17 protein-coding genes are annotated in these 19,032 nt (G+C 65.9%); 11 read left to right on the forward strand and 6 right to left on the reverse strand.

Annotation, left to right across the window (positions count from 1 at the left end; genetic code table 11):
- Positions 1-35: 35 nt before the first annotated feature.
- From MHZ91_RS18660 to MHZ91_RS18670, 3 genes are all read right to left on the reverse strand, one after another.
- Positions 36-1,136, reverse strand: coding sequence for an amino acid ABC transporter permease (locus MHZ91_RS18660; RefSeq protein WP_239215138.1), 1,101 nt, complete (start codon positions 1,134-1,136; stop codon positions 36-38).
- Between the two features lies 1 nt (position 1,137).
- Positions 1,138-2,328, reverse strand: a complete 1,191-nt coding sequence (locus MHZ91_RS18665; RefSeq protein WP_175139552.1) for an amino acid ABC transporter permease — start codon at positions 2,326-2,328, stop codon at positions 1,138-1,140.
- A 168-nt stretch (positions 2,329-2,496) separates the two neighbouring features.
- On the reverse strand, positions 2,497-3,513 hold the full coding sequence (locus MHZ91_RS18670; protein ID WP_105240917.1) for an amino acid ABC transporter substrate-binding protein: 1,017 nt from the start codon (positions 3,511-3,513) through the stop codon (positions 2,497-2,499).
- 293 nt (positions 3,514-3,806) lie between these two features.
- Between MHZ91_RS18670 and MHZ91_RS18675 the strand changes: the two genes are divergently transcribed.
- From MHZ91_RS18675 to cheD, 6 genes are all read left to right on the forward strand, one after another.
- Positions 3,807-4,580 (forward strand): cell division ATP-binding protein FtsE, encoded by a 774-nt coding sequence (locus MHZ91_RS18675; protein WP_175139551.1) that lies wholly within the window; start codon positions 3,807-3,809, stop codon positions 4,578-4,580.
- On the forward strand, positions 4,577-5,485 hold the full coding sequence (locus MHZ91_RS18680; protein WP_175122199.1) for an ABC transporter permease: 909 nt from the start codon (positions 4,577-4,579) through the stop codon (positions 5,483-5,485). Before MHZ91_RS18675 ends, MHZ91_RS18680 begins: the two co-directional genes overlap by 4 nt.
- A 138-nt stretch (positions 5,486-5,623) precedes the next feature.
- The gene (locus MHZ91_RS18685; RefSeq protein ID WP_239215140.1) at positions 5,624-6,136 is read left to right on the forward strand and encodes a sigma-70 family RNA polymerase sigma factor; all 513 of its coding nucleotides are present in this window, start codon (positions 5,624-5,626) and stop codon (positions 6,134-6,136) included.
- Between the two features lie 4 nt (positions 6,137-6,140).
- Complete coding sequence (locus MHZ91_RS18690; RefSeq protein WP_255809838.1) at positions 6,141-7,148, forward strand: FecR domain-containing protein; 1,008 nt, start codon at positions 6,141-6,143, stop codon at positions 7,146-7,148.
- A 103-nt stretch (positions 7,149-7,251) separates the two neighbouring features.
- Positions 7,252-9,810, forward strand: coding sequence for a TonB-dependent siderophore receptor (locus tag MHZ91_RS18695; protein ID WP_239215142.1), 2,559 nt, complete (start codon positions 7,252-7,254; stop codon positions 9,808-9,810).
- A 308-nt stretch (positions 9,811-10,118) separates the two neighbouring features.
- Positions 10,119-10,970, forward strand: coding sequence for a chemoreceptor glutamine deamidase CheD (gene cheD / locus MHZ91_RS18700; protein ID WP_239215143.1), 852 nt, complete (start codon positions 10,119-10,121; stop codon positions 10,968-10,970).
- A gap of 57 nt (positions 10,971-11,027) precedes the next feature.
- Here cheD and MHZ91_RS18705 read toward each other — a convergent pair whose 3' ends face one another.
- Positions 11,028-12,011 carry a GlxA family transcriptional regulator gene (locus tag MHZ91_RS18705; RefSeq protein WP_239215144.1) on the reverse strand — a complete coding sequence of 328 codons (984 nt, stop codon included), beginning with the start codon at positions 12,009-12,011 and terminating at the stop codon, positions 11,028-11,030.
- 256 nt (positions 12,012-12,267) lie between these two features.
- On the opposite strand from MHZ91_RS18705, the gene MHZ91_RS18710 reads away from it, so the two are divergent.
- From MHZ91_RS18710 to MHZ91_RS18725, 4 genes are all read left to right on the forward strand, one after another.
- On the forward strand, positions 12,268-12,954 hold the full coding sequence (locus tag MHZ91_RS18710) for a M24 family metallopeptidase (RefSeq protein WP_175122196.1): 687 nt from the start codon (positions 12,268-12,270) through the stop codon (positions 12,952-12,954).
- Positions 12,955-13,002: 48 nt separating this feature from the next.
- The gene (gene thpR / locus MHZ91_RS18715) at positions 13,003-13,533 is read left to right on the forward strand and encodes an RNA 2',3'-cyclic phosphodiesterase (protein WP_239215145.1); all 531 of its coding nucleotides are present in this window, start codon (positions 13,003-13,005) and stop codon (positions 13,531-13,533) included.
- A gap of 36 nt (positions 13,534-13,569) precedes the next feature.
- Complete coding sequence (locus MHZ91_RS18720) at positions 13,570-14,130, forward strand: 5'-3'-deoxyribonucleotidase (protein ID WP_175122194.1); 561 nt, start codon at positions 13,570-13,572, stop codon at positions 14,128-14,130.
- A gap of 71 nt (positions 14,131-14,201) precedes the next feature.
- Entirely contained in the window at positions 14,202-15,539 is a 1,338-nt protein-coding gene (locus tag MHZ91_RS18725; protein ID WP_056559741.1) for an NAD(P)H-dependent oxidoreductase, read from the forward strand.
- A gap of 53 nt (positions 15,540-15,592) precedes the next feature.
- Here MHZ91_RS18725 and MHZ91_RS18730 read toward each other — a convergent pair whose 3' ends face one another.
- Together MHZ91_RS18730 and MHZ91_RS18735 are read right to left on the reverse strand one after the other, a co-directional pair.
- Entirely contained in the window at positions 15,593-16,339 is a 747-nt protein-coding gene (locus tag MHZ91_RS18730; protein ID WP_175139547.1) for a FadR/GntR family transcriptional regulator, read from the reverse strand.
- A gap of 149 nt (positions 16,340-16,488) precedes the next feature.
- Entirely contained in the window at positions 16,489-17,226 is a 738-nt protein-coding gene (locus MHZ91_RS18735; RefSeq protein WP_105240926.1) for an SDR family NAD(P)-dependent oxidoreductase, read from the reverse strand.
- Positions 17,227-17,717: 491 nt separating this feature from the next.
- Here MHZ91_RS18735 and MHZ91_RS18740 point away from each other — a divergent pair, with 491 nt between their 5' ends.
- Positions 17,718-18,953, forward strand: coding sequence for a branched-chain amino acid ABC transporter substrate-binding protein (locus MHZ91_RS18740; RefSeq protein ID WP_239215146.1), 1,236 nt, complete (start codon positions 17,718-17,720; stop codon positions 18,951-18,953).
- Positions 18,954-19,032 lie beyond the last annotated feature (79 nt).

Genomic DNA, 19,032 nt, shown 5'->3' on the forward strand with positions numbered 1-19,032 from the left:
GCGCGCCCGCCTTGCGGCGGACGCGCGGCAAATTGCTAGCGTGCGTGACCCGTGGCCAGGCGTTTTTCCAGCGCCTGGCTGTATTTGGACATGGAGAAGCAGAAGACGAAGTAGATCAGCGAAATGAACAGGTACGCCTCCACCCCGAATCCGCGCCATGCCGCGTCGGACAAGGCTGCCTTGGCCGCCAGCGTCAGGTCGAAAATGCCGATGATCACCACCAGCGACGTGTCCTTGAACAGCGCGATGAAAATGCTGACCAGCGGCGGAATCACGATCTTGAGCGCCTGCGGCAGGATGATCTTGCGCATCTGCTGCCAGTAGTTCAGGCCCAGCGAATCCGCGCCTTCGTACTGCCCCTTCGGGATGGCCTGCAGGCCGCCGCGCACCGTTTCCGCGATGTAAGCCGCGGCGAACATGATGATGGCGATTTGGGCGCGCAGAAGCTTGTCGATCGAAAAGCCTTCCGGCAGGAACAGCGGCAGCATCACCGACGACATGAACAGCAGGCTGATGAGCGGCACGCCGCGGATCAGCTCGATGTACACGACGCACAGCGCCTTGATGGCCGGCATCTTCGAGCGCCGGCCCAGGGCCAGCAGCACGCCGATCGGGAACGCGAAGGCGATGCCGAACGTGGACAGGATGAGCGTCAGCGGCAGGCCGCCCCAACGCGCGTTTTCCACGTAGGTCAGGCCAAACACGCCGCCCCACATCAGGAGCGCCACGGCCGTCAGGCCCACGGTCCAGATGACGGCCAGCTTCCAGTTCCAGAAGCGGCGGATGCCGCTGCAGACGATCACCGCCACCAGGATGATGGTGGCGATCAACGGCCGCCATTGCTCATCGTAGGGATAGGTGCCGAACAGGATCAGCCGGTGTTTTTCAATGATGAACGCCCAGCAGGCGCCGCCGGCTGCGCGGCATTCCTGCGCGTTGGCCGCGTCGAAACTGGCCTTGATGAGGGCCCACTCGACCAGCGCCGGGATGGACATCAACAGGAACCACGCCAGCAGCACCGTGATGAGGATGTTCAGCGGCGACGAGAAGAGGCGCGTGCGGAGCCACGCCCACGGTCCCGTCTGATTGCTGGGCGGCGGCAGGGCTTCGCTGGGGGTATGCGTAGTGCTGCTCATATCAACGCTCCACCAGCGCAATGCGCTTGTTGTACCAGTTCATGAAGATCGAGATCGACAGGCTGACCGTGAGGTACGCGCCCATGATGATGAGAATGCCCTCGATGGCCTGGCCCGTCTGGTTCAACGTCGTGTTCACCACCGACACGATGTCGGGGTAGCCGATGGCGACTGCCAGCGAGCTGTTCTTCGTCAGGTTCAGGTACTGGCTGGTCATCGGGGGGATGATCACGCGCAGCGCCTGCGGCAGGATCACCAGGCGCAGCACCTTGGCGCGCGGCAGGCCCAGCGAGCCGGCGGCTTCCCATTGGCCGTTGCTGACCGCCTGGATGCCAGAGCGCACCACCTCGGCGATGAACGCCGACGTGTAGATCACCAGACCAGCCAGCAGCGCGGCGAATTCCGGAGACAGCGTGAGACCGCCCGAGAAATTGAAGCCCTTGAGCTCCGGCATGTTCAGCGTCAGCGACGCGCCGCTGACCAGCCAGCCGATGAACGGCAGGCCGATCAGAAGGCCAATGGCCCAGCGGCCCAGCGGGAACATGTGGCCGGTAGCCTCGTGGCGCTTCTTGCCGTAATGGCCCAGGATGATGATCGCGAGGATCGCCAGTCCCAGTCCGCCGAGCATCCAGTCGAACGAGTTGCCTTCCAGCGCCGGGACCTTGAGGCCACGGTTGGAAATGAACACGCCCGGCAGCGGATTGTGCGCCTGGCGCGGACCCGGCATGTTCTCGGTGATCAGCGCATACCAGAAGAACAGCTGCAGCAGCAGCGGCACGTTGCGCATCACCTCGACATACACAGAGGTGATCTTGGCCACGAGCCAGTTCTTGGACAGGCGGCCGATGCCGATGAGCGTGCCGAGGATGGTCGCCAGCACGATGCCGAGGACGGCGACGCGCAGCGTGTTGAGCAGGCCGACCACGATGGCGCGGCCGTAAGTGTCTGAGGGGGAATAGGCGACAGCGGTTTCGCCGATGGCGAATCCGGCCTCGCGGTTCAGGAAGCCGAAGCCCGTGGCAATGTTGCGCACGGACAGGTTGTGGAGCGTGTTTGAAACCAGGAACCACACGGCCCAGGCTACCGCGGTCAGCGCAATCACCTGGTAGACCACGGAGCGTACGCCGGGATCGTTCCAGTTCAGACGCCGAGGGGGTGCCGAAATCGGGGCGTTTTTGTTGGGAGTCATCATGATGAATCTACAGAAGTCGGACACCGGGTGGCATGCCGGAAAAGCCGCGCCACCCACTTCTGCCGCCCGCCCGAAGGCGGGTTAGGGCCTGTCCAGAATACACGTCCTGTGCAGACAGGCCCTAGGCATGACGGAGAGCCGTGCTCCGCCATGCCAGGCAGCCGCGCGTTAGCGCACCGGCCAGCCGTACATCAAGCCACCTTGCTTGTACGAAGCGTTCAAACCGCGCTCCAGCTTCATCGCGCTGTTCTTGCCCAGCGTGGATTCGAAGCTTTCACCGTAGTTGCCCACGCTCTTGATGATGTTGTAGGCCCACTTGTCGTCCACGCCCAGGTTCTTGCCCATGCCCGGGGTCACGCCCAGGATGCGCTGGATGTTGGGGTTGGGGCTCTTGGTCATTTCATCGACGTTGGCCTTGGTGATGCCGTATTCCTCGGCTTCCAGCATCGCGTTCAGCGACCAGCGCACGATGTTGAACCACTGCTCGTCGCCCTGGCGGACCATGGGGCCCAGCGGCTCCTTGGAGAAGTCTTCCGGCAGGATGACGAACTTGTCCGGGTTCTCGAGCGTGGTGCGGGTCGAGGCGAGCTGCGACTTGTCGGTCGTGAAGGCGTCGCAACGGCCGGCCGAGAAGGCGCGGATGATTTCGTCGTACTTGTCGATCACGACCGGCTTGAATTCGATCTTCTGGCTGCGGAACCAGTCAGCGAGGTTCAGCTCGGTGGTGGTGCCCGGCTGCACGCAGATGGTGGCGCCGTTCAGTTCCTTTGCGCTCTTGACGTTCAGGTCCTTGGAGACCATGACGCCTTGGCTGTCGTAGTAGTTCACGCCCACGCCGATCAGACCGAGCGTCGTGTCGCGCGTCAGCGTGACGGTGGTGTTGCGGGTCAGCACGTCGATTTCACCGGACTGCAGCGCGGTGAAGCGTTGCTGGGTGTTCAGCGGCGTGAACTTGACCTTGCTGGCATCGCCAAACATCGTCGCGGCGATGGCGCGGCACATGTCCACGTCGATGCCCTTGTATTCGCCCTTGCTGTCGGCGATGGAGAAACCCGGAATGCCCGTCGAAACCCCACACTGGACAAACCCTTTCTTTTTGACGTTATCGAAGGTTGCGCCAGCGTTGGCAGCCGAGGATGCAGCAAACAGGGCAGCGCCAATGGCAGCGAGTTTCAGTACTTTCATCGTGATCTCCGTGTGGGATGAAGCGGAATCCAAAGCTAGGGCCGGGTTGGACCCACGCATGGGGCGGATGGTAGCGTCCGCAAAGCACGCGGCGCATCCGGGAATTCCCTTGAAATATAGGGACACTGGATGAAATGAAACGCTGTTTTTGACGAAAAACAGGGACGCGCTTTCAGCTTTGCGCACCGATGTTTCAGCCGGTGGAATGACGCCGAACCGCGCGGCCCACGCCAAGAGATGTAGGCCACCTTACTGTCCCCGAGTTACTATGGCGGCTTCATCTGACAGCCGCCATGATCGAATTCCAGCACGTATTCAAATCATATGGTCGCGGCCGCAATATCCTGGCCGACATCAACTTCCGCGTGAGCGCGGGAGAATTCGTTTTCGTATCGGGGCCGTCCGGCGCCGGCAAGTCCACCCTGCTCAAGCTGATCGGCGGGCTTGAACCCGCCAGCCGCGGTTCGATCCAGGTAAACGGCCAGCGTCTGGACAAGCTGCCCGCGCGCGCCCGGCCCTATCTGCGTCGCGCCGTGGGCGTCATCCTGCAGGACACGCACCTGCTGTTCGACCGAAGCGCGTTCGAAAACGTGATGCTGCCGCTGGCCGTCCAGGGACACCCCTGGGATTCCGCCGCGTCGCGTGCCCGTGCCGCCCTGGACAAGGTGGGGCTGTCGGGCAAGGAAGACCTCAATCCCATCGAGCTCTCGGGCGGCGAACAACAGCGCCTGGCGATCGCCCGCGCCATCGTCAACCGGCCCGCGATCCTGATTGCGGACGAACCCACCGCCAACCTCGACCACGACAACGCGCAACGCATCATGAACGTGTTCCGCGACTTCAACCGCGTCGGCGTCACCACGCTGATCGCCTCGCACGACCAGGAACTCATGGCGCGCTACGCCACCCGCACGCTGCGGATCGAGCCGGGCAAGTTCGCCGACTCCCACGGCCCCGCGACGCCGCCGGACGGCGCGGCCACCCATGGCGCGCATGGCGCAACGGCGGCGCCCGTCCGTCCCGGCCGCACCGAGCCGGGCCTCGGCCATCCGGGAGAGTCGGCATGAACGCCTGGCTGCGGCAACACCGCTACGCGCTTCTCGTCACCCTGCGCCGGCTGATCAAGCAACCCTTCTCATCGCTCGCCAACCTGCTGGTCATGGCGTTGGCGCTGGCGCTGCCGCTGCTGGGCAGCGCAATCCTGGTCTCGGTGCAACCGGTGGCGCGGGAAATGTCCGTCACGCCGGAGGTCACCGTCTTCATGCGCGTGGACGCGCCTGCGGGCGCCGCGGCCGACGTCGCCAAGCGCATTCAAGCCGACTATCCGCAAGAGGTGCGCGCGGTGCGCGTCGTGGGCCGCGAAAGCGCCCTGGCGGACCTGCGCGCCAACCCCGCCTGGCAGGAAGCGCTGGCCGTGCTGCCGGGCAACCCGCTGCCCGACGCGGTCGTCGTCACGCTGGCCGACGGCGACAACCTGGCCGGACGCGCCGACACGCTGGCCTCGGCCTGGAAGCAATGGAACCACGTGGACCTGGTGCAACTGGACAGCGCGTGGGTCCAGCGGTTGGAAGCCATTCTGCGGTTTGCCCGGATCGGCCTGGGATTCCTGGCCGCGTGCGTGGCGGTCGTGGTGCTGGCCACCGTGTTCAACACCGTACGCATGCAGGCGCTGTCGCAACGCGAGGAAATCGGCGTGGCGCGGCTGGTCGGCGCCACCGAATCGTTCGTGCGCCGGCCGTTCCTGTACCTGGGCGCGTTGTCCGGCGCGTTGGCTTCGCTGCTGGCGATTGGCGTGGCGTCCGTGGCGCTGTCTCCGCTGAACGAAGCCCTGCTGGGGCTGGCCCGCAGTTATGGGGCCGAATTTGCCCTGCACCTGCCCGGCGCCCCCGTCCTGATCGGTGCGGTGGTGGCGTCTGCCGCGCTCGGCGCGCTGTCCGCGCGCTGGTCGGTCACGCGCAGCACGCGGTTCTAAGCCGCCCCCTATAGCGGTTTGGCCGCTGGTCCGGGCGCGCTGCCCGGACCAGCCATGCGCTTCGTCCCGAGCCCAAAAGCGTGAATCTGTATAATGAGATCAATTCTCATTGCACCCAGACTCCGCTGTTTCGTCCTCATGCCAGCCCCGGACCCCGCCGCCACTGATGATTTGACCGGGCTGTATGTCGAGCACAGCACCTGGCTGCAAGGTTGGTTGCGACGGCGCGTCGGCGACACGTTCGCAGCCGCCGACCTGGCGCAGGACACGTTCCTCAGCCTGCTGGACCGCAAGACCGCGGCTTCCGAGATCCGGAAGCCGCGTCCGTTCCTGGCCACGGTCGCCGGACGGCTGCTTGCACACCGGCATCGCCGGCAACTGCTGGAAACGGCGTACCTCGAAGCGCTGGCCTGCCTGCCCGAGGAAGTGGCGCCCTCGCCGGAAATGCGGCTGATGGCGGTTGAAAGCCTGCAGCAGATCGACCGCGTGCTCGACGGCCTGCCTCCCAAAGTGCGCGAAGCCTTTCTGCTGGCGCACCTGTTCGAATTGAGCTACGCCGAGATCGCCGAACGGCTGGGCGCCTCGGCCAGTTCGGTCAAGCAGTATCTGACCCGGGCCAACCGCGAATGCATGTTCGCGCTGGCGTACTGACCACATGACCTCCCGCAGAGATACGCTGACGCTGCCCGGCGGCCGGGTCATCACCCGGGCCACAGCCGATGCGGCGGCGGACTGGCTCACTTTGCTGATGTCCGGAGAAGTTGGCGACGCGCAACGGCTGCAATGGCGGCAGTGGCGCCAGGCGCATGCCGACCATGAAGCGGCCTGGCAGCACGTGGAGTCCGTCACCGGCCGGATGAAATCATTGGAACGCGCGCCGGCTTATGCGGCCCTGTCGCCGTACGGGCCAGCTGGCAGGCCGACCCTTACCGCCCGCCGGCGGGCCACCCGGCTGCTGCTATGGGGTGGGATCGCCACCGGCGCCGGATTGCTCGGGTCCCGCACCGGCATCTGGCAGACCCGCATGGCCGACTATCGCAGCGGCACCGGTGAGCAGCGCAATTTCACGCTGGAAGACGGCACCCGTCTGACGCTCAACACGGATAGCGCCGTGAATCTGCAGTTCGATGACACCCAGCGCCGCATTCTGCTGGTGGCGGGCGAGATCATGGTCGCCACGCGGCACGAGCCGGCGCGGGCGGATGCGCGGCCGTTGCTGGTGGCGACCGCCGAAGGCACCGTCCGCTCGCTGGGCACCCGCTTCACCGTGCGGCAGCAATCCGGCTCGACCCAGGTGGCGGTTCAGGAGAGCACGGTGGAGATTGCTCCCCGGTCCGGCAACGCGCGACGGCTCCACGCCGGAGAGCAGACCCGGTTCAACCGCGACGCCGTCGAGGCGCCACAGCCGGCCGATGCGCACGCGGACGCGTGGACACGGGGACAACTGGTGGCCGACGAGCAGCGGTTGGGCGATTTCCTGGCTGAGGTGGGCCGCTACCGGACGGGCGTGCTGCGCGTCGATCCGCAGATCGCGGGACTGCGGCTTTCCGGCGTCTTCCCCCTGGCCGACACCGATCGCATCCTGGCGACCCTGTCCAGCGTGCTGCCCGTCCGCGTGCAGTGGCGCACCCGCTACTGGGCGACGGTCGGGCCGGCCAACTAGGTCGGCGAAAAATATTTTTCGCAGCGACTGCCCGATCTGCGTTTTCGCGGCACCTACCTCATGAGGGACCGGAATTTTCGGAGGTCCGATCACAAGGAAGAACATGCCGAACCAGTACCGCGCCGAAGATTCGAGGCGCCCAAATCCATCTCCCATTGCTTTGGCCGTCCTGGCGCTGACCGCCGCGCTTGCGGGTGGCGCACCGGGATCCGTGCGCGCGCAGAACGCGTCTGCGGCGGTCGATACCGCGACGGCCGATACCGCGGCGGCCGGCACCACAACCGCCGAATTCAACATCGCCGCGGGCCCGCTCGCGCCCGCCTTGCGGCAGTTGGCCAGCACGGCGGGCATCATGCTGACCTTCACCGCCGAGCAAACCGACGGCAAGCACACGGCGGGCGTACAGGGCCGCCATCCCGCCGCCAGCGCGCTGGCGCGATTGCTCGCCGGCACCGGCCTTCAGGCCGTGCGGCTGGACACGGGCGCGTTCGTGCTGCGCGTCGACGACACGCGCGCATCCGCCGCATCCGGCGCCACCACACTGCCGCTGGTCACGGTGACCGCCAGCGCTGCCGCCGACGGCACGACCGAAGGCACGGAGTCGTACACCACCGGCAGCATGAGCACGGCCACCCGGCTCAACCTGTCCATGCGCGAAACCCCGCAGTCGGTCACCGTCGTCACCCGCCAACGGATTCAGGACCAGAACCTGGCGACGGTCAACGACGTGGTGCAGACCGCCACCGGCCTGACCTTCCGGCGCTTCGGACCGGAGCGCGCGTCCTTCTATTCGCGCGGCATGTACGTCGACAACATCATGTACGACGGCTTGCCCGTGGGCCTGGACAGCTCCAACCTGTCGCAGGATCTGCTGGCGACCGACATGGCCATCTATGACCGCGTGGAGATTGTGCGTGGCGCCACCGGATTGGTGCAGGGCGCGGGCAATCCGTCGGCGGCCATCAACCTGGTCCGCAAGCGCCCGACCGCGGAGCCGCAGGTGTCCCTGGCCGCGAGCGCGGGCAATTGGGACCGCTACCGGGCGGAACTGGACGCCTCGGGTCCGCTGTCGGAAGACGGCAGCCTGCGCGGCCGCGCGGTGGTCGCCACGCAGGACTACGGCAGCTACAAACGCGGCGAAAGCAGCGACGGTCAAACGTTCTACGGAATCCTTGAAAAGGATCTGGGCGCCTCCACCACGCTGACGCTCAGCGCCCTGCACCAGGAGAACCGGCTGCACGGCAACGGCTTCACCGGCCTGCCGGTGGGTCGCGACGGCAGCGATCTGGGATTGCCCCGGTCCACGTCCTATGCCAATGACTGGGAGCATTGGAACAAGACCACCAACTCGGCCTTCGCGGGGCTCGACCACCGGTTCGGCAATGGCTGGCGCATGCACCTGTCGGCGTACTACGCGCAGGCCGACGTCGACATGCAGGGCCACTACCTCAGCTACAGCATCGCCACCGGCCGGTACAGTCAGCTGGGCGCGCGCAATGCCCACAAGGAAAAGCAGAGCAGCGTCGACCTGTACGCCAACGGCCCCTTCGATCTGCTGGGCCGCACGCACGAGCTGGTGCTGGGCGCCAGCTACCGCGACGTCGATTTTGACGGCAACAGCCGCCAGGGGCTGGTTCTGAACAGCAACCTGGACCTCTACAACTTCGACCCGAGCGCCGTCCCGGATCCCCACATTCCGCTGCGGGACTGGATGGACGCCAAGATCAAACAGCAAAGCGTGTACGCCACGACGCGCCTGAGTTTGACCGACCGGCTCAAGCTCATCCTGGGCGGCCGGCTGGACTGGTTCGACTACAACGACACCGTCAACACCTATCCGAACTTCGCGTCCAACACGCCGTCCGTCAGTGCGCATAATCGCTACCGCATCAACAGCCAACTGACCAAGTACGCCGGCGTGGTCTACGACCTGAACGACCAGCACTCGGTCTACGCCAGCTACACCGACATCTTCAAACCCCAGAACTACCTGGATGCCAGCAACAATCTGCTGGATCCGGTGATCGGCCAGAACTACGAGATCGGGATCAAGGGCGAATACTTCGGGGGTGCGCTCAATGCCTCGGCCGCGCTGTTCCGCATGGACCAGAAGAACCGTGCGTTCCGCAGCACCGACCAGAGCCAGTGCGCCGGCTACCCGACGGTCAGCTGCTATTCGGCCGCCGGCGAAGTGCGCAGCCAGGGCGTGGAATTTGAGCTGCAGGGCGCCATTACGCCCAACTGGCAGGTCAGCGCGGGCTACACGGTGGCCATCGCGCGTTACCGCAAGGATGCGAACCCCGCCAATGTGGGCGCGCTCTTTGACACGGACACGCCGCGGCACCTGTTCAAGTTGTCGACCATGTACCGGCTGCCCGGCGTCATGCAGGGCTGGCGCGTCGGCGGATCGATCTACCGTCAGGACTCGATCTATAACCAGGGCACTACAAGCGGTGTGCCCTTCCGGATCAGCCAGGGCGCTTACACCGTCACCGACCTGGTGGTGGGCTGGCAGGCAACCCCGAAGCTGGACTTGCAGTTGAACATCAACAACGTCTTTGACAAGCGCTACTACAACGCCCTGTCGGGCAGCGTCGGCTTTCCCAGCAACGTCTATGGCGACCCGCGCAACCTGATGCTGACCGCGCGCTACCAGCTCTGAGGCCCGGGTCGGGCGAAATCCGACCTTTAAACCTCCGTTTGAACCCCCTTCATCCCCGTGATCCGGGGAAAGACCCCGAACTTGCCTGTGTAGGATGGTTGCCTGCCATCCGCACAGGCTTTTTGCATGCGGGCGTCAGGAGGAAGTTCCAATAAACGACGCTTTGGTCGTGTTTACACAGTTTTCTCCCATTGACTGCCGGGATATGCAAGAATAAAGCGACATTTTTTTACATGTTTTGTCACAATTGTCGCTTTTTCCCGTATTTCTAGTGTCTCAATCGCCGTTTTTGCCCAGATATCAGTCCAATGGCCGCTCTTGAAGCCCGCGCGACGCGTCACTACTACGACAGCGCGTTCCAATCTCCGGCAGTGAAAGTGCTCCCGAACGAGTACTACGTCACCAACGAGAACATGATGATCTCGACCGTGCTGGGATCCTGCGTCGCGGCTTGCATCCACGACCCGGTCACGGGCGTGGGCGGCATGAACCACTTCATGTTGCCCGAGGGCGACATGCAGTCGCCCGCGTCGGCCACCATGCGCTACGGCGCCTTTGCGATGGAAGTGCTGATCAACGAACTGCTCAAGGCCGGCGCCTCGCGCGACCGCCTGGAAGCCAAGGTGTTCGGCGGCGGCGCGGTGCTGGCGGCCATGCAGCAGATGAACATCGGCGAGCGCAACGGCGAGTTCGTCCTGAACTACCTCAAGACCGAAGGCATCCCCGTCAAGGCGCAGGATCTGGGCGACGTGCACGCGCGCCGCATCAACTACTTCCCGCGCGACGGCCGGGTGATGGTGCGCAAGATGGCGCCGCACCACCAGCGCGCCGAAGAGATCATCGCCAAGCGTGAGCAAGAGGCGGCGCAAAGCGCGGCCGCCAAGACGGCCACGCCGCAACGGGTCGAGCGCTTTGCGCGGCCCGGCGTCGAGCGGTTTGATCGACCGGGCGTGGAACGGTTTGATCGTCCTGGCGTGGAACGGTTTGATCGTCCTGGCGTGGAACGGCTGGATCGCCCCGGCGTCGAGCGGCTGAACCGCCCGGGCGTCGAACGATTCGACCGCCCCGCCGCGCGCCCCGGCGTGGAACGCTTCGACCGCCCTGCCCGGCCGGGCGTTGAACGCTTTGACACGGGTGTGACGCGCCGCACCAAGCCTTGAACGGCGAGCGGCGCGATCCCTACCCCTGAACGGCAAGCATCCTGCCGTCCCCACGCGCTAATCAGCAAGCGCCGCGCCGCCCTGCCCCAGGCTGAAACTGGTCCGGTATTGGCTGGGCGACACGCCCAAACGACGGGTGAATGCCTCGCGTAAGTGGCGCGCATCGCGAAAGCCGCATTCATACGCGACCGTCTTGAGCGGCGCACCGTCGCGCTCCAGGCGCGCCCGCGCCGCGTCCACCCGCGCGCTTTCCACGAATTCCGCCGGCGTCACGCCCGCATCCCGCCGGAACACCCGCGAGAAATTGCGGCGGCTCATCCGGGCCACGGCGGCCAGCTCTGCCAGGCCCAAGTCGCCGGACAGGTTGGTCAGCACATGCTGCTGCACCTGCGCGACCACCGAGGTTTCCTCGACGAACGGGGTCAGAAACGGACTGAACTGCGATTGCCCGCCAGCGCGCTGCGTGAACACCACGAGCCGCTTGGCCACGTTCAGCGCGACCTCTGCGCCGTGATCCTGCGCCAGCAGATACAGCGACAGATCGATGCCTGCCGTGACACCCGCCGACGTATGCAGGCGGCCGTCCTGCACATACAACCTGTCCACCTCGACCCGTAACGCCGGATACTGCGCGGCCAACGCCTGCGCATCGTTCCAGTGCGTGGTGACGACCGCGCCATCGGGCAGTCCCGCGCGTGCCAGCAAGAAGGCGCCGTTGCAGATCGACCCGTACCGCGGCGCGCGCCGGCAGGCCGCCCGCAGCCAGACTAGCGCCTCGTCGGGCTCGCGCGCAGCCGGCAGGTTCGGGCCTCCCGCGACCAGCAACAGGTCTGGGGTGTCAGACACCTCGGCGTAATGCCGCTGCGGCAGGATCGTCATCCCGTTGGAGCACGGTACCGCGCCGCGCGTGAGGCCGATGATCTCCAGCCGGTATTGCCGGGCCGGCGCCAGAAAGCGGTTCGCTTCCGCGAACACATCCATGGGGCCGCTGACGTCCAGGGCCTGCACCCCGGGGAACACGACAAGGGCGACGGTTTTCATGGCGGGTGACGGGCGTACAAAGGAAAACCGCTACGTTAGCCCAGCGCCAACCATGTGCGGCGGCCCACGCGAATCCTTGGCCTTGAAACGCGCCATGGCGGCCCGAATCCGTCCTTGCCTGCGTCGCTGGCCCGTCCACGCGCCAGCCTGGCACGATTCCGTCCCGCCGGGCGCTCGCGGGCCTGCCCTCTTCTGCCCAGACTGGCACCTGTCCGGCGCGGCATGCCGCTGCGCCCAGCAACATAGGAATTCCGACATGACGATGCCTCCTTCCCCCGCCAGCGAACGCGTTGGGCCCGCCTTCTCCGTGGACGGCATGCTGCGGGCGCGCAACAAGACGCGCCAGGCCATTGCCGACATCGCCGCCCGCATCCAGCCCGGCATGGTGGAGGAAGACGCCGTGAGGCTCGCCAAGCAGACACTCATCGACGCCGGCATGGCCCTGAGCTGGCATCCCACGCGGGTGCGCTTTGGCGCCAACACGCTCAAGTCCATGCGCCAGCCGTCCGAGCCGGGCGCGGTGCTGGGCGAAGACGACATTTTCTTTCTGGACATCGCACCCCGCCTCGACGCCTGGGAAGGCGACGGCGGCAAGTCATTCGTATTGGGTGGCAACGCCGAGCAGGCGCGCTGCGCGCGCGATGCCGAAATCCTCTTCCACGACGTGCGCGACCGATGGTTGCGCGAACGCCTGACCGGCCATGCGCTCTATGCCCACGCCGACCGCCAGGCGCGCGCCATGGGTTGGGCGCTGAACTTCGAGCTGCCCGGCCACCGGATTTCCGACTTTCCCCACGCGGCCATTCACACCGGGTCGCTTGCCGATCTGGACATCGCGCCGTCGGACATGCGCTGGATCCTGGAGATCCACCTACTGGATCCCCAACGCCGGTTCGGCGCGTTCTTCGAGGACATGCTGCTGGACGACGAGCATTACGGCTGAAGGAAAACGGTGGGCCCGCCCCTCGCAGACGCGACCTACAATCAGCGCATGTCCACCATCCGCCTCTTCTACGCGCTGTGGCCGTCTCCCCCGCTGGCGGCGTCGCTGGCCGGCTGGGCGGAAGCCGCAAAGCCGGCCATGGGCGGACGCGCCATGCGCACCGAGACGCTGCATCTGACGCTCGCCTTCCTGGGGCCCGTCGACAGCGCCCTGGCCGACGAGCTGGCGGCCGCCACGCCCGAACGCCGCCTGACGCCGGGCGATGTGCGGCTGGACCGCTACGGGGTCTTCCACCGCCAGCGCATTCTCTGGGCGGGTCCCGCCGAGACGCCCCCGAGGCTGCAGCAGGCCCACGACGATCTCTGGGAGTGGCTGTCCGGCTATGGACTGACCCCGCCGACCCAGCCGTTCCGCCCGCACGTCACATTGCTGCGCAACATCACGCACGCCGCGCCGCCCGCCGACGCGCCCGCGCCGCTGGACTGGCATTACGACCGCATGGTGCTGGTCGCGTCCGAATCGCTGACCGGCGGCAGCCGTTACCGCATCGTGGCGCAATCCCGGCCGCTGGTCGGCTAGGGCACAATCCTACGGTTGCCAACGTTTGGGACCCCCATGATCATCCTGCTGGATCAAGACGGCGTGCTGGCCGATTTCGAACACGCCTTCATCGACGCCTGGCGCGAACGCCACCCGGACATCGCGCCCATCGCGTTCGAGGACCGCAAGTCCTTCTACATCCGCGAGGATTACGGCCCCGAACTACGCGGCATGGCCGAGGCGATCTACACCGCGCCGGGTTTCATCCGCAATCTGCCGCCCGTGCCCGGTGCGCTGGATGCCGTCAAGGAACTGCTGGCGCTTGGCATGGATGTGCGGATCTGCTCGTCGCCGCTGTCGCAGTTTGAAAACTGCGTCGCCGAAAAATACCTGTGGGTGGAAAAGAATCTGGGCCGCGAGGCCACCAACCGGCTGATCCTGACCAAGGACAAGACGCTGGTGCAGGGCCATCTGCTCATCGACGACAAGCCGCATATCGAAGGCGCCGTGCGGCCGCGCTGGAAGCACATCCTGTTCGACGCGCCCTACAACCGCGAGGTGACGGACCGCCCGCGCATCACCTGGCAGAACTGGCGCAACGTGCTGGCCGGCGAGCTCTATACGGCAGATGCCTGAGTCCTGTTCAGGCGTCATCGTTTGGGACTATCCTGTGGAGTCGTACGCCCCACCCAGGAGGAGCCCGCGCCATGAATCTGTACCGTCTGCTCAAGCAGCGAGAAGCCGACCACAAGCCGCTGCGCGTCGCATTGTTGGGCGCCGGAAAGTTCGGCGCCATGTTCATGAGTCAGGCCCCGCGCACCCCGGGGATGCGCCTGGTCGCCGTCGCGGACCTGGTGCCGGACCGGGCTCGCGCCGCGCTGACCCGGGTCGGCTGGCCCGCGGGCGCGCTCAACGCCAGCAGCATCAATGACGCGTACAAGAACGGCAAGGTCTATTTCTGCGACGATGCGCGCACCGTCATCGCCAGTCCCGACGTAGACATCGTCATCGACGCTACCGGCCAGGCCGCGGCCGGCATCACGCATGTGCTGACCTGCTGCGAATACGGCAAGCACATCATCATGGTCAATGTCGAAGCCGACGCGCTGGCCGGCCCGCTGCTGGCGCGCCGCGCCCGCGAGGCGGGCATCGTCTATTCGCTGGCCTACGGCGACCAGCCTGCGCTGATCTGCGAAATGGTGGACTGGGCGCGCGCCAGCGGCTTTGAAGTCATGGCCGCCGGCAAGGGCACCAAGTACCTGCCGGAATTCCATACGTCCACGCCCGATACCGTCTGGCCGTATTACGGCTTCACAGCGGAAATGGTGGCGGCGGGCGACTTCAACGCGCAGATGTTCAACAGCTTTCTGGATGGCACCAAGAGCGCCATCGAGATGGCGGCCGTCTCCAATGCCACGGGCCTGCTGCCCTCGCCGTCCGGCCTGCACTTTCCGCCGTGCGGCGTGGACGACCTGGCGCGCGTGCTGCGTCCCCGCGAAGATGGCGGCATGCTGCACCATCGCGGCCAGGTCGAGGTGATTTCGTCGCTGGAACGCGACGGCCGGCCGGTGTTCCGGGACCTGCGCTGGGGCGTGTACGTCACGCTGGCGGCCGACAGCGACTACGTGCGGCGCTGCTTCCAGGAATATGGCCTGGTCACCGATCCGAGCGGCAATTTCACCGCCATGTACAAGCCGTACCACCTGATCGGGCTTGAGTTGGGCATCAGCGTGGCCAGCGTAGGCCTGCGGCGCGAGCCGACGGGTGCGCCGGCCGGCTGGCATGGTGACGTCGTGGCGACGGCCAAGCGAGACCTGCAAGCCGGCCAGATCCTGGACGGCGAAGGCGGCTATACGGTGTACGGGCGCCTGATGCCGGCCCCCGATTCGGTCGAGGAAGGCTATCTGCCGCTGGGGTTGTCGAACAAGGTCAAGCTGAAGAATCCCGTGCGCCAGTCGCAGGCGATCCGCTGGCGCGATGTGGAATACGACGAACGCTCGACGGCGGTGCAGTTCCGGCGCGAGATGGAGCAGACCTTCGCGTAAAGGACGGTGCGCTCGTCATGGGATCAGACCGGGGCGCGCCAGACCGAGGCACGCTAGACCGGCGCCGGGCGCTCCGCCTGAAACAACCGCAGCCGGTCCGCCGCATTGCGCAGATGCTGTTCGGCCGCGCGCCCCGCCGCATCGGGGTCCCCGGCTTCGATGGCAGCAAAGATGGCCTGATGCTCACTCTGCACCGCGGCCATGCGCTCTGCATACATCCGCGCGGTGTTATTGCGCGCACTGCGGATGACGCGCCGCACATTCGCTTCCAGATAATCGTTCAGCGCCACCAGATGCGGGTTGTGCGTGGCCTGCACGATGGCCTGGTGGAATTGGTAGTCTTCCTCGTCACCCAGCTTGTCGTTGATGAGCGCGTACTCCATGCCCACCAGCGCCTGCCGCATCTTTTTCAAATCAGGATCGGTGCGCCGCTGCGCCGCATAGCGCGCCGCCGTGACCTCGATGGACAGCATCAGCTCAAGGATGTGTTCCAGGTCCTGGTTGTCGCCCGGCGTGGGCGCGGCGATGCGAAAGGCGTTCTTCTGGAAGTTCGGATCGACGAACACGCCGCTGCCTTGCTGCGACGTGACCAGGCCTTCGGATTTGAGGCGAGCCAGCGCTTCGCGCACGACCGCGCGGCTGACCGAATGCATTTCGGTCAATTGCTTTTCGGTGGGCAGACGGTCGCCGGGGGCCAGCACGCCTTGGCGTATCTGGTCGGCCAGGGCATCCGCCACCGCCGCGGATAGCGAACTGCGAGGCGCGGCGCGCGTCGGATCGGATTCTTGACTGGGCTGCATGGGGATCTTCAAACGTGAGGGCGGCGCGCGGGTGCGGCGGCCATGTTTATAGGAATGTCTCGCGTGGGGGTCCTGACAGGCATCTTCGCGGCAGCGCCTTGGAAATTATAGGTTTGCCGGTTTGTCCCGGCGCGCCGCGTTCCTGCACTTTAAGCGATATAGATCCCGCCATTGACCTGCATGACCTCGCCCGTCACAAATGACGCCAGCGGCGAGCACAGGAACGCGATGGTGCCCGCGATCTCCTCGGCCGTGCCGAAGCGGCGCAGCGGCGTGCTTTCCAGCAACTGCGCGCCCTTCTGCCCGATCAGGTCATGCGTCATGGACGTGGCGATGATGCCGGGCGCCACCGCGTTCACGCGGATCTGCGGGGCCAGTTCCAATGCCAGGCTGCGGGTGAAGCTCTGCACCGCGCCCTTGGACGCGGAATAGGCGGCGTGGGCATAGCTGCCGCGCTGCGCGGCCAGCGACGTCAACAGGACGATCGAACCGTCGTGGCGCAGATGGCGCTGGGCGGCGCGGCACACGTAGAACGTGCCGTCCAGATTCACACGCATCAGCGTGCGCCAGGACTCGTCGCTGGTGTCCTTGACGAGCTGTTCCGGGTAGATGCCCGCGCAGTGGACAAGGTGATCCAGCCCACCGAAATGCTTGGCCGCCGCCTCGAACACCCGTTCGCAATCGTGCGACACCGACACGTCCAGCGCATGCGTGTAGACGCGCTGCCCGCTGGGGTCGAGCTCTGCCGCCACCTCCTCCAGCCGCGCGTTGTCGATGTCGGTCAGCACCAGCCGCGCGCCATGCGCGGCCATGAGTCGCGCCGTCGCCAGCCCGATGCCGTTGCCCGCGCCAGTGATGGCGGCAACCTGCCCCTCAAACGAAATCATCCTGTCTCCTGAAGCTGTTTTTAGCGGTCCGCGGCGCTGTCGCGGCAACGGTTCAAATTCTGATTGAACTGCTGAATCCGTTGCTTGACACGAGAAAAACGCCTGGCCTATGATTTATCGGACAACTTGATAAAGTTGCCTGACAACTCGTGCTGACAGCGTAAATCAACGGACGCTTTCAGGCAAGTCAGTCAGAAAAACACGGCGACACGCCGCATAAACAGGCAGGGGACAACCAGGTGAACTTCACCGGCAGCATGACCGCATCCGCGCCCTCGGCACGTCCGACGGCGCACCTTCAGACGCCCCGGCGGCTTCGTGCCCTGCCCGGCTGGCGTTTCGCCCCGGCGCCTTGTGCGACCGTGGCCGCCGCCACTTCCCCGTCTTCGCTCCCCATCGCTTTCGCGCCCTTGCGGCGCGGCGGCGATGCGGCGCGCGCGCCTGCCTGACCCACGCAATCACCACACTCCCGTTCAACGGAGGAGACACGCATGAAATTGGCTTTCACCACCGGTCTGCTGTGCCTGGCCGGACTCGCCGCCACCGCCCACGCCGCGCCCGTCAAGATCGGCCTGATCGAAACGCTGTCGGGCCCGCAGGCCTCGACCGGCCTGATGTTCCGTGCCGCCGTCAAATACGAGCTGGATCGCATCAACGCCGCCGGCGGCTGGAACGGCCAGCCGCTGGAACTGGTGGAGTTCGACAACCAGGGCGGCCCGGTGGGCGCCTCCGACCGCTTCCGCGCCGCTGCCGCCGAGGGCGTGCAAGTGCTGGTGCAAGGGTCGTCATCGGCGATTTCCGGCCAGCTGACGGAAGACGTGCGCAAGCACAACCTGCGCAACCCCGGCAAGGAAATCGTCTTCCTGAACGTGGGCGGCGAGGCGCTTGAGCTGACCGGCCAGAAGTGCCACTTCTACCACTTCCGCTTCACCACCAACGCCGACCTGCGCGTGAAGGCGCTGGCGTCGGTGATGTCGGCCGACGGCACGCTGGGCAAGCGCGTGTACGCCATCAACCAGAACTACTCCTGGGGCCAGGACATGGAAGGCGCGACCGAGCGCTTTGCCAAGGACTACGGCTACGAGGTGGTGGGCAAGACGCTGCACGAGGTCAACAAGATCCAGGACTTCGCACCGTACGTGGCGCGCATCCGTTCGGCCACGCCAGACACGGTGGTCACCGGCAACTGGTCCAACGACCTGCTGCTGCTGATGAAGGCCACGCAGGCCGCCGGCCTGAAGGTGCGCTTTGCCACGGTGTTCCTGGACCAGGTGGGCAACCTGGCCAACGCCGGCGAAGTCGCAATGGGCCATTACATCGCGCACCCGTACAACATCGAGGCCGCGGGCGAGGAAGGCGCGAAGTTTGCCGAGGACTACAAGTCCAAGACCGGCCACTACCCCAGCTACACCGAGCCGCAGACCGTGATCGGCGTTCGCTTCCTGGGCGAAGCCTTAAAGCAGGTCAAGCCCAAGGACGGCAAGCTGTCCGTGCCCGAACTGGCTGTGGCGCTGGAGCAGGTCACGTACAAGTCGGCGCTGGGCGACTACACGATGCGCGCCGAAGACCACCAGGTGCAACTGCCGATGGTCGTGTCCAAGGTCAGCAAGAACGCCAAGTACAAGGCCGACGGCACCGACATGGGCTTTGAACCGGTCAAGGTGCTGGCCGCGGCCGACGTGTCCGCGCCGGTGCAGGCCACCTGCAAGATGCAACGTCCGAAGTGATGCCGGCGCGGCGGCCCGTGCGCTGAAACGCGAACGGGCCGCCGCCGGCACATGACAAGCGCACACCCGGCGCGGGCCG

Origin of the sequence: Achromobacter sp. ACRQX (assembly GCF_022346505.1) — a bacterium.
Classification (GTDB): Bacteria; Pseudomonadota; Gammaproteobacteria; order Burkholderiales; family Burkholderiaceae_B; genus Achromobacter; species Achromobacter animicus.